The organism is uncultured Halovibrio sp., assembly GCF_913056445.1.
GTDB lineage: Bacteria > Pseudomonadota > Gammaproteobacteria > Pseudomonadales > Oleiphilaceae > Halospina > Halospina utahensis_B.
The window spans coordinates 1-10,560 of sequence record NZ_CAJXMA010000097.1; the positions used below are offsets into that span (position 1 = coordinate 1).

General features: G+C 61.8%; 10 protein-coding genes. 3 read left to right on the top strand and 7 right to left on the bottom strand.

Features of this window, described 5'->3' with window-relative positions:
* Positions 1–313: 313 nt before the first annotated feature.
* The 4 genes from asd to leuC all read right to left on the bottom strand — a co-directional run bounded on the left by asd (position 314) and on the right by leuC (position 4,803).
* Entirely contained in the window at positions 314–1,432 is a 1,119-nt protein-coding gene (gene asd / locus QZ501_RS13595; RefSeq protein ID WP_295720248.1) for an aspartate-semialdehyde dehydrogenase, read from the bottom strand.
* A 69-nt stretch (positions 1,433–1,501) separates the two neighbouring features.
* Positions 1,502–2,587, bottom strand: coding sequence for a 3-isopropylmalate dehydrogenase (gene leuB, locus QZ501_RS13600; RefSeq protein ID WP_095616731.1), 1,086 nt, complete (start codon positions 2,585–2,587; stop codon positions 1,502–1,504).
* Positions 2,588–2,726: 139 nt separating this feature from the next.
* Positions 2,727–3,371 (bottom strand): 3-isopropylmalate dehydratase small subunit, encoded by a 645-nt coding sequence (gene leuD / locus QZ501_RS13605; RefSeq protein WP_295720251.1) that lies wholly within the window; start codon positions 3,369–3,371, stop codon positions 2,727–2,729.
* Between the two features lie 4 nt (positions 3,372–3,375).
* A complete protein-coding gene (gene leuC / locus QZ501_RS13610) occupies positions 3,376–4,803 on the bottom strand; it encodes a 3-isopropylmalate dehydratase large subunit (RefSeq protein ID WP_151439635.1) in 1,428 nt (475 codons plus the stop codon).
* Positions 4,804–5,244: 441 nt separating this feature from the next.
* Here leuC and QZ501_RS13615 point away from each other — a divergent pair, with 441 nt between their 5' ends.
* The 3 genes from QZ501_RS13615 (at position 5,245) to yghU (ending at position 7,527) form a co-directional block, all read left to right on the top strand.
* On the top strand, positions 5,245–6,135 hold the full coding sequence (locus tag QZ501_RS13615; protein ID WP_160899197.1) for a LysR family transcriptional regulator: 891 nt from the start codon (positions 5,245–5,247) through the stop codon (positions 6,133–6,135).
* 55 nt (positions 6,136–6,190) lie between these two features.
* Positions 6,191–6,589, top strand: coding sequence for a globin (locus QZ501_RS13620; protein WP_095616727.1), 399 nt, complete (start codon positions 6,191–6,193; stop codon positions 6,587–6,589).
* A gap of 92 nt (positions 6,590–6,681) precedes the next feature.
* A complete protein-coding gene (yghU, locus tag QZ501_RS13625; protein ID WP_095616726.1) occupies positions 6,682–7,527 on the top strand; it encodes a glutathione-dependent disulfide-bond oxidoreductase in 846 nt (281 codons plus the stop codon).
* 28 nt (positions 7,528–7,555) lie between these two features.
* On the opposite strand, the gene QZ501_RS13630 is transcribed toward yghU, so the two are convergent.
* The 3 genes from QZ501_RS13630 to prmB form a co-directional block, all read right to left on the bottom strand.
* Positions 7,556–8,728: an MFS transporter gene (locus QZ501_RS13630; RefSeq protein ID WP_095616725.1), complete on the bottom strand. Its 1,173-nt coding sequence runs from the start codon at positions 8,726–8,728 to the stop codon at positions 7,556–7,558.
* Position 8,729: 1 nt separating this feature from the next.
* A complete protein-coding gene (gene aroC, locus QZ501_RS13635; protein WP_095616724.1) occupies positions 8,730–9,839 on the bottom strand; it encodes a chorismate synthase in 1,110 nt (369 codons plus the stop codon).
* Between the two features lie 5 nt (positions 9,840–9,844).
* Positions 9,845–10,560: 50S ribosomal protein L3 N(5)-glutamine methyltransferase (gene prmB, locus QZ501_RS13640; RefSeq protein WP_295720255.1), on the bottom strand; the 716-nt coding region annotated here is incomplete at its 5' end.

Sequence of the window (10,560 nt, forward strand, 5' to 3'; positions counted from 1 at the left end):
CGTTTCGTTGAGTTTGGTCAGTATCCGGCCTCCCCCCATGCCCAGCGCATGAGCCAGACCTGATCCCAGCCCGCCTGCCAGGGCGAGCGCCACCGCCAGTTTGCGTACTTTCATGCCGTTTCCTTTCCCCGTTCTCGTCAGGCAGCCGTCCACGGATTCCGCGCAGATTACGGAAATAGACCTGTAATTATGAAGTTAAGCGGAAGTATTGTTGATAACTGCGAATTACGCAATAAATCGCCGGGCACTGGAAGCGCCCGGCTGGCGGGAATGCGCCCCGGTTCACGCCAGACCGGGACGCTGCATTCAGGAATCAGCCATCACGCTCAAGCAGGATGGCCAGCATACGCCGCAGCGGTTCAGCCGCCCCCCACAGCAGCTGATCGCCCACGGTGAAGGCGTTGAGATACTCCCCGCCCATGGCCAGCTTGCGCAGCCGACCGACCGGAACCGTCAGGCTGCCGGTGGCATAAGCCGGGCTCAGCTTTTCCATACTGGCCTGCTGCTCATTGGGTACCACCTCGCACCACTCACTGTGCTCCCGGAGCATGGCTTCGATATCCGCAAGCGGAACGTCCCTGCGAAGCTTGATGGTCAGCGCCTGGCTGTGACTGCGCATGGCGCCCACGCGAACACAGGTGCCATCAATCGGGATCGGGTTATCAGTACGCCCGAGGATCTTGTTGCTCTCCGCGCCCGCTTTCCATTCCTCCTTACTCTGGCCGGAGGGCATGGGCTTGTCGAGCCAGGGAATCAGGCTGCCCGCCAGAGGCACACCGAAATTCTCCGTGGGGAACTCGGAACTGCGCATGGTCGAGGTCACCTGCCGGTCAATCTCCAGGATCGCCGAGGACGGATCCGCCAAAAGATCGGATACGGCGCCGTTAAGCGCCCCCATCTGATCCAGCAGCTCCCGCATGTGCTTGGCGCCGGAGCCAGAGGCGGCCTGGTAGGTCATGGGGCTGATCCATTCCACCAGATCATGATCAAACAGGGCCCCAATGCCCATCAGCATGAGGCTGACCGTGCAGTTACCGCCGATGAAATCACGCTGCCCGGCATCCAGAGCCCGGTCAATCACGCCACGATTCACCGGGTCCAGAACAATCACCGATTCATCCTCCATCCGCAGGGCGGAGGCGGCGTCAATCCAGTAACCATTCCAGCCTGACTGGCGGAGGGGGCGATAGACCTCATTCGTATAGTCCCCACCCTGACAGGTGACGATGATGTCCATCGCCTTGAGTTCATCAATGTCCCGGGCATCCTTGAGCGGCGGCGCCTCCTTGCCGAAGTCCGGCGCGGGCTTGCCCGCCTGGGATGTGGTGAAGAACACCGGCTCGATTCCGGCGAAATTATTCTCTTCCTGCATCCGCTGCATGAGCACGGATCCGACCATGCCACGCCAGCCAACCAGACCTACTCGCTTCATTGTGCCGCCTCTGTTTTCAGTGTCTTGGGTTTTTCGCCGGGGCTGCGGCGATCGCAGCCATGGCCGCTCCTACAGGTGCGTGTCCAGGGCCGATAGCACCGCTTCGCCCATGGCGCGGGTGCCAACCAGCTGCGTGCCCTCGAAATGGATATCCGGCGTACGCAGCCCCTGTTCCAGCACGTCCTGCACCGCTTTTTCGATCGCGCCCGCTGCACCTTCCATGCCAAAGCTGTACCGCAGCATCATGGCACCGGACAGAATCGTCGCCAGCGGGTTCGCCTTGTCCTGGCCCGCAATATCCGGCGCCGACCCGTGGCAGGGTTCGTACATGCCCTGCTTGCTCTCGTTCAGCGCCGCCGAGGGCAGCATCCCGATGGAACCGGTCAGCATGGCTGCCTCATCAGACAGGATATCACCGAACATATTGCCGGTGACAATCACGTCAAACTGGTTCGGATCGCGCACCAGCTGCATGGCGGCGTTATCCACATACATGTGACTCAGCTCAACGTCCGGATACTCCGTCGCCAGATCCTCCATTACCTCACGCCACAGCGCGGTCACTTCCAGCACGTTGGCCTTGTCGATGGAACATAGTCGTCCGTTGCGCTGACGCGCGGACTCAAATGCCACGCGCCCGATGCGCCGGATCTCGGATTCGTTGTAGCGATAGGTATTGATCCCTTCCCGTTCTCCGCTTTCCAGCGTCTCAACGCCACGGGGCTGACCAAAGTAGATGCCGCCGGTGAGCTCCCGCACGATCAGGATGTCCAGGCCGCTGACCACTTCCGGACGCAGGCTGGAGGCCTCCGCCAACTGCGGGTACAGGAACGCGGGACGCAGATTGGCGAAAAGACCCAGGCCGGAGCGCAGGCCCAGCAGCCCCTTCTCGGGCCGATTGGCCATCTCCAGATGATCCCACTTGGGGCCGCCCACAGCGCCCAGCAGGATGCCCCCGGCTTCCCGCGCCCTGCTCATGGTGTCGTCCGGGAGCGCAGTGCCCGCGGCCTCGATGGCGGCACCGCCGACCAACGCCTCATCGAAATCGAGTCCCAGCGAAAGCCGTTCATTGGCGTGCCCAAGAACCGCGCGTGCCTGCTCGATGATATCCGGGCCGATGCCGTCACCCGGCAGGAAGAGTACTCTCTGTGTCATAGCATCATGATCCTTGTCCAGTAATCCAGTTTCGAGGGTTATTACGAAAATCGCCCGCAAAGCGGGCTCCTACATATGAAAACTAATGTATTGCTGTAGAAGCCTGCCCCGCAGGCAATCCGGAACAGCTTCCAGGAACTCACCCGGCAGGAAACAACCAGGGCGCCTCCTGCTTCCGGCGTTCCTCGTAGGTCTGGATGGCATCCGCATCCTCAAGTGTCACGCCGATATCGTCGAGGCCGTTGAGCAGGCAGTGGCGCCGGAACTCATCCACCTCGAAGTGATAGATCTTACCGTCCGGCGTGGCAACAGTCTGATTCTCCAGATCCACGGTCAGTGCATAGCCCTCGACGGACTCCACCGCACGGAACAGCTCGTCGACCTCTTCCTCTTTCAGAACAAGCGGTAACAGGCCATTTTTAAAGCAGTTGTTGTAGAAAATATCGGCAAAACTCGGGGCGATAATCGCCCGGAAACCAAAATCCTCCAGCGCCCAGGGCGCGTGCTCACGGCTGGAGCCGCAACCGAAGTTGGCGCGCGTCAGCAGCACACTCGCTCCCTGGTAACGCGCCTGGTTCAGCACGAACTCAGGGTTGAGCGGCCGTTGACTGTTGTCCTTGCCTGGCTGACCTTCGTCCAGATAGCGCAGCTCGTCGAACAGGTTGGGCCCGAAGCCAGTGCGCTTGATCGACTTGAGGAACTGCTTGGGGATGATCATGTCAGTGTCGACATTGGACCGATCCATGGGGGCAACCAGCCCCGTGTGCCTGGTGAATGCCTTCATGATCTCACCCCGCCCTGTCGTAGTAGTCGGAAATATCCACAAAATGGCCATGAATAGCGGCGGCAGCTGCCATAGCCGGGCTCACCAGGTGCGTGCGCCCGCCAAAGCCCTGCCGGCCCTCGAAGTTCCGGTTGGAGGTGGAGGCACAATGCTCCCCTTCACCCAGCTGGTCCGGGTTCATCCCCAGACACATGGAGCAGCCCGGCTCCCGCCACTCGAACCCTGCATCAATGAAGATCCGGTCCAGCCCTTCCCTCTCGGCCTGGGCTTTCACCATACCGGAGCCGGGCACGACCATCGCCTGCTTGAGCGTGGATGCAATCGTCTGCCCCTTGAGGATGGACGCCGCTTCACGCAGGTCCTCAATCCGGGCATTGGTACAAGAGCCGATGAAGATCCGGTCAAGCTGGATGCCCGTCATCGGGGTGTTCGGTTCCAGCCCCATGTACTTCAGGGCCCGCTGCATGCCTTCACGCTTGATGGGATCCGACTCATTCGCCGGATCCGGGACACGATCCCCGACATTGGTCACCATCTCCGGCGACGTTCCCCAGCTGACCTGGGGTTCGATATCAGCCGCATCCAGATGAACCACCTTGTCGAACTCGGCATCGTCGTCACTCTTCAGCTCGCGCCAGGACGCAACCGCGCGCTCCCACATCTCGCCCTTCGGCGCCATGGGCCGATCCTTCACGTAGTCGATGGTCGTGTCATCCACCGCCACCATGCCGGCCCGCGCACCCGCCTCGATGGTCATATTGCACATGGTCATGCGCGCCTCCATCGACAGGCCGCGGATCGCCGAGCCCGCGTACTCAATGGCATAACCGGTACCGCCGGCGGTGCCAATTTTTCCGATGATCGCCAGCATCACATCCTTGCCCGTGATCCCCGGCTTCAGCTCACCATCGACCTGCACCAGCATATTCTTTGACTTCTTCTGCACCAGGCACTGGGTCGCCAGCACATGCTCGACCTCGGAGGTGCCGATCCCATGCGCCAGCGCCCCGAAAGCCCCATGGGTGGACGTATGCGAATCCCCGCATACCACCGTCATCCCCGGCAGGGTCGCTCCCTGCTCCGGCCCGATGACGTGAACGATCCCCTGGCGCTGATCGTTCATGCCGTACTCGACAATGCCGAACTCATTGCAGTTGTCATCCAGAGTCCGAACCTGGGTGCGCGAGATCGGGTCCTCGATCCCCTCAACACCATTCTCACGCCCGGTGGTCGGCACGTTGTGATCCACCGTCGCCAGATTCGCATCAATCCGCCACGGCGTCCGCCCAGCCAGCCGAAGCCCCTCGAACGCCTGCGGTGACGTTACCTCGTGCAGCATGTGCCGGTCGATGTAGATCAGGCAGGAGCCGTCAGCACGCTCCTTGACCAGATGCGAATCCCACAGTTTGTCGTACAGTGTCTTGCCACTCATGGTGCTACCCCCGTTGCGAGCGGACACGCCCTCCCCCATAGCGGAGCTGACGTGGTTTGACCGATTGTTCGTTAATGGTACAGACTCTGATCAGATCACTTCAATTCATGTTTTTCCTGAAAAGGATTCCTTTTTGGAATCTTGAATCAGGATCGCCCGCGAGGCGGGCTCCTACAGCTTACGTTTGGAGCACGTTTGCGAACGGCAACACTCCCGGGGGTACGGTGAGTGGGGAGTCTTTCACGGGAAGCTCTGGAGCCATGGATGGCGGAAGAGCAGCGTACAGGGGTTTGCGCGATTAAGCGCAAACGGGTTTACACGGATGTAAACCCAGGACTTTTCAGTGAAGCAGGACTGCGCAATTGAAAAGTATTTACAACCTTTCCCGTGAAAGACTCCCCACTCATCGTACCCTGCAACCAGGTACCAATCTTTAGTGCTATGGACACCCAATCACTGATCGCCTTCACCACCGTCATCGACACCGGCTCCTTCTCCGAGGCCGCAGAAGCCCTGCACCTCACTCAATCCGCCGTCAGCAAACGCATCGCCACCCTCGAACACCAGACCGGTCGCCCCCTGATTGAACGCAACGGCCGCAGCCTGCGGCTGACCGACGCCGGCCATGCCCTGCTTCCCCATGCACGGAAGGTCCTGGACGAACTCCACAACGCCCGTGAAGCCCTCACCAGCCTTGACCAGCGAATGCACGGCCCCCTGTCGCTGATCACCAGCCACCATATCGGCCTCCACCATCTCCCGAACTGGCTGCGCGCCCTGCAGAAGGCCCATCCCGACCTGACCTTCAACCTCCAGTTCCTCGAGTCCGAACAGGTCTTCCAGCAACTGCACCAGCATGACGCCCCACTTGCATGGGTGACACTCAACGACCGGATCATGGAACGCTTCCAGGTCTGGTTCGCCTGGGAAGATCCAATGAGCTTCGTTTGTGGCCCTGACCACCCCCTAGCCCACAAGCAGCAGCTGGCCCCTGAGGACATTGCGCAGTACCAGGCCATCCTGCCCGACAGTAATACCGAAACCTACCGGGTCGTCTCCCACCATTTTCTTCAACAAGGAATCACACTGGATGCCCAGATGCCCACCAACTACCTCGAAACCATCAAGATGATGACCAGCGTGGGACTGGGGTGGTCGGTTCTGCCCAACACCATGCTCGACAGCACCCTGGTGGTCCTGGACGTACCGGAGCCCGTAACCCGGATGCTGGGTGCCGTGGGCATCAGGGGACGGGAACCCGGGACAGCGGCCCGCGCCCTTCTTGAAACCGTTCAGGGACAGGCACCGGCGCGCTGTGCCGAAACCGGCTGACTGTTTTATAATTCCGGGCCATCACAGACAGGCAGAACTAAAGACAGGGGATTTCATGGACAGCTCGGAAGTAGAAGCGGTATTCCAGAGTTATGGGCGGGTCTGCACGGGCGAACAGTTTTTCGTTGATTTCTACGACTACTTCATGAGCAGCTCTCAGACCATCAAGGACCAGTTCCGCGATACCGACATGAAGCAGCAGCGCCACCTCCTGCGCAACGGCATCATGCAGTTGATCCTCTACGCCCGAGGCATGCCCGACACCAAGCTGAAACAGCTGGGGCAAAGCCATTCAAGGCACGGCTACAATATCTCGCCCGAATGGTATTCGCTCTGGCTGGATGCCCTGATGCAGGCTGTCAGCAAACACGACCCAGAGTACGATGCGACACTGGATGCGCAGTGGCGCCGGGTGCTGAAGCCCGGTATCGATCTGATCCGGGATGCCTACTGAGATCCCCTGCTCAATGCCGCCAGCGGATGGCATACTCCATGCTGTCCACGGTTGCCGTGGCTACCACACCAATGCAGTGAGAGAGCCTGACCATGAGCGACAACAGCTACACGCCTCCGAAAGTCTGGAAGTGGGAAGACGCCAGTGGCGGGCGTTTCGCCAGCATCAACCGCCCCATTGCCGGCCCCACGCATGACAGGGAATTGCCGGTGGGCAAGCACCCTCTGCAGCTCTATTCCCTGGCTACGCCCAACGGCGTGAAAGTGACTGTTATGCTCGAGGAGTTGCTGGAAGCCGGCCACTCCGAGGCCGAATACGACGCCTGGCCCATCAGCATCCTTGAAGGCGAGCAGTTCAGCAGCGGCTTCGTGGCCGTTAACCCGAACTCCAAGATCCCCGCGATGATGGATCACACCCAGAACCCACCACTGCGGATCTTTGAATCCGGCAGCATCCTGCTCTATCTGGCCGAGAAGTTCGGGGCCTTCCTGCCCACCGATCCCCATGGACGCACCGAGACCCTCTCCTGGCTGTTCTGGCAGATGGGCATGGCCCCACTGCTGGGCGGTGGCTTCGGGCACTTCTACGCCTATGCCCCGGAATCCTACGAGTATCCGATCAACCGCTTCACCATGGAAGTGAAACGCCAGCTGGATGTGCTCAACCGGCAGTTGGCGGACAACCGCTACATCGCCGGGGATGAGTACACCATCGCGGACATGGCGATCTGGCCCTGGTACGGCGCGCTGGTGAAGGGCAAGGTCTATGACGCGGCCGAATTTCTGGAAGCGCACACCTACACCAACGTGATCCGCTGGGCGGATGAGATCGCCGCGCGCCCGGCCGTCAAGCGGGGTCGCCTCGTCAACAAGACCTGGGGCGATGAGGGAAGCAAGCTCCCGGAGCGTCACGACCCCAGCGACTTCGACAACCTGTAACCCCAGGTTTGACGGGATCAGCCGCTGCTTACTGGCCGGCGTACGCTCTCTGCGGCGCGGGCCGCATCCAGAGCCAGGCGGCGGCGACCCCCACCAGCATGAAACCGGCGCCGCCGTAGAAGGCGGCGACGGTGCTCTCCCACTCTACCAGCACGCCCGAGATCCAGGCGCCGAAAGCACCGCCTGCCCCGTAGGTCAGCCCGCTGTACAGCGCCTGCCCCTGCCCCTGGTGCCCTTCGCCGAACTGCACCCGGATGTAGTGCACCGAGGCCGCGTGCAAGGCGGCATAGGAGGCCGCATGAAGCAGCTGTGCCCCGAGCAGGATCCAGAGAAACTGCGAGAATTCCGCGATAACCAACCAGCGCAGTGCTGTCAGGGTCGCTGCACAGAGCATGATCACCCGCATCGGGTAGGCCGAAAGCAGCCTGTGCATCACCAGGAACAGGCCAACTTCCGCCAATACGCCCAGTGCCCAGAGCGCCCCGGTGCTGATCTTCGCATAGCCAAGCTGCTCCAGATGGATCGAGAAAAAGGTGTAATAGGGCCCGTGGCTGGCCTGGAGCATGAAGTTCAGGATGAAGAAGGACCAGACCTCGGGCCGCTTCAGGATAGCCGCAACCGATCCGTGATGGGGCTGCCTGCGGGTACTGGGTTCGTCATGAATCTGCAGCGTCGCCATGAGGAGTCCGGCGAACAGGGGCAGCACCAGCCAGGGCATGATGGACACCGCCATGTGATCCAGCGCCGCCCCGAAACCGGCCACCGACAGGATGAACCCGATCGATCCCCAGAGCCGGACCCGCCCATAGCGCCTGGAGTCGCTGCCCAGGTTGTGCAGGGTGATGACCTCAAACAGCGGCAGCACTGCGTTCCAGAAAAAGCTGAACGAGAGCATCACCAGCATCAGCCCCCAGAATCCTGGGCGCAGCAGGGTGAAGCTGAAACACAGGACGGCCACAAGCGCACCGAAGCGGATCAGTCGCAGCCGCCGGCCGGTGCGATCCCCCAGCCAGCCCCACAGATTGGGCGCGATGATCTTGGTGCCCTGCAGGGTGGCCATGAGCAGGGCGATCTCAATGTAGCGGAACCCCTGGTCTTCCAGATACAACGCCCAGTAGGGCATTAATACCCCAAAAGCAGCGAAGAACCAGAAGTAGAGGTTGGACAGGCGCCAGTAGATCCCCGTCCCGGAGGCCGCCATATCAGTCCTCCTGCTGACGGCGGGCCTTTTCGATGTCCGGCGTATCCACCCGCACGTCCGCATTCTGGGCGCGGTGGCGCAGGTAGTGGTCCATGAGCACGATGGCCATCATGGCCTCCGCGATGGGCGTGGCCCGGATGCCGACGCAGGGGTCGTGACGGCCGGTGGTCACCACCTCCACCGGATTGCCGTGCACATCAATCCCCTGACCCGGCAGCCGCAGGCTGGACGTGGGCTTCAACGCCATGCTCGCCACCACCGGCTGCCCGGACGAGATACCGCCCAGCACCCCACCGGCGTTATTGGAGAGAAACCCGTCCGGCGTCATCTCATCCCGGTGCTCGGTGCCCCTCTGGCTGACACTGTCGAATCCGGCCCCGATCTCCACACCCTTGACGGCATTGATGCTCATCAGTGCCTTGGCAAGGTCGGCGTCCAGCCGGTCAAAGACGGGTTCGCCCAGACCCGGGATAACGCCGTCCGCCTCAACACGGATGCGGGCCCCAACGGAGTCCCCTTCCTTGCGCAGCTTATCCATGAAGGCTTCCAGCTCCGGAACCTTCTCCGGCTCCGCGCAGAAGAAGGCGTTCTCGTGCACAGCGGACCAGTCGGTCATGCCGAGCTCAATGGGCCCGAGCTGGGTCATGCACCCCCGGATGGTGATGCCCTTCTCCTTCAGGAAGGCGCGGGCGATGGCGCCGGCCGCTACCCGCATGGCGGTCTCCCGCGCCGAGGAACGGCCGCCGCCGCGATAATCGCGGATGCCGTACTTATGCCAGTAGGTGTAATCCGCGTGGGCCGGACGGAACTGGTCCTTGATCTTCGAGTAGTCGCTGGAGCGTTGGTCCGTGTTCTCGATCAGCAACCCGATGGGCGCGCCCGTGCTCACCCCTTCGAACACCCCGGACAGGATCCGGACCTCATCCGGCTCCCGGCGCTGTGTGGTATGGCGCGAGGTTCCAGGGCGCCTGAGGTCCAGCTCCGCCTGGATCATCTCGGTGGAAACCGGCACGCCCGGTGGGCAGCCGTCCACGATGCAGCCCAGAGCGGACCCGTGGCTTTCGCCGAAGGTGGAGACGGTGAAGAGTGTTCCAAAGGAATTACCAGACATGGATTCTATCCGTTCATCAGGGGCGCCGCCTGCGCCAGTGTTTGCGCGTCGACCACGAAGACCCCGTGACCGCCGTTTTCCATTTCAAGCCAGGTGAAGGGAACGCTGGGGAAAGCCGCCTCCAGCGCCGGCTGGCTGTTGCCGACTTCCCCAACCAGCAGCCCATCTTCCGAGAGATACGCCGGTGCTTCCCTCAGGATCCGGCCCATCAGCTCCAGGCCGTCTTCTCCGGCCGCAAGTCCCAGCTCCGGTTCATGGCGGTATTCCGGTGGCAGCGTCGCCATATCCCTGGCATCCACGTACGGCGGGTTCGCCAGAATCAGGTCATAGGGGCCATCCAGCTTCTCGAACAGGTCCGAGGTCACCGCGCGCACCTGCCCTTCCAGGCCATGGCGCCTGATGTTCTGTTCCGCCACCTCAACGGCTCCGGGGGACACCTCACCCAGATCCACCTGGGCCGCCGGGAACACATGGGCCGCCGCGATTCCAATACAGCCACTGCCAGCGCACAGGTCCAGAATCCGTTCAACCGGCCGACCCGCCAGCCAGGGCTCACCTTCCGTGGCCAGGAATTCGCCAATGGGCGAGCGCGGGATCAGGGCCCGTTCGTCAACATGGAACTGCAGCCCCATGAAAAAGGCTTCGCCTGTTATATACGGAACCGGAACACGGTCCCGGGCGCGACGTTCGATGCGCTCAAGCACCTGTTCCCGTTCAGAGA

What these genes read in the sequence shown, in the direction of transcription:
- asd (WP_295720248.1), bottom strand. Translation starts at nt 1,432, where the DNA reads ATGAAGCGAGTAGGTCTGGTTGGCTGGCGTGGCATGGTCGGATCCGTG.
- QZ501_RS13620 (WP_095616727.1), top strand. Translation starts at nt 6,191, where the DNA reads ATGGACAGCTCGGAAGTAGAAGCGGTATTCCAGAGTTATGGGCGGGTC.
- QZ501_RS13630 (WP_095616725.1), bottom strand. Translation starts at nt 8,728, where the DNA reads ATGGCGGCCTCCGGGACGGGGATCTACTGGCGCCTGTCCAACCTCTAC.
- QZ501_RS13615 (WP_160899197.1), top strand. Translation starts at nt 5,245, where the DNA reads ATGGACACCCAATCACTGATCGCCTTCACCACCGTCATCGACACCGGC.
- aroC (WP_095616724.1), bottom strand. Translation starts at nt 9,839, where the DNA reads ATGTCTGGTAATTCCTTTGGAACACTCTTCACCGTCTCCACCTTCGGC.
- leuB (WP_095616731.1), bottom strand. Translation starts at nt 2,587, where the DNA reads ATGACACAGAGAGTACTCTTCCTGCCGGGTGACGGCATCGGCCCGGAT.
- leuD (WP_295720251.1), bottom strand. Translation starts at nt 3,371, where the DNA reads ATGAAGGCATTCACCAGGCACACGGGGCTGGTTGCCCCCATGGATCGG.
- yghU (WP_095616726.1), top strand. Translation starts at nt 6,682, where the DNA reads ATGAGCGACAACAGCTACACGCCTCCGAAAGTCTGGAAGTGGGAAGAC.
- leuC (WP_151439635.1), bottom strand. Translation starts at nt 4,803, where the DNA reads ATGAGTGGCAAGACACTGTACGACAAACTGTGGGATTCGCATCTGGTC.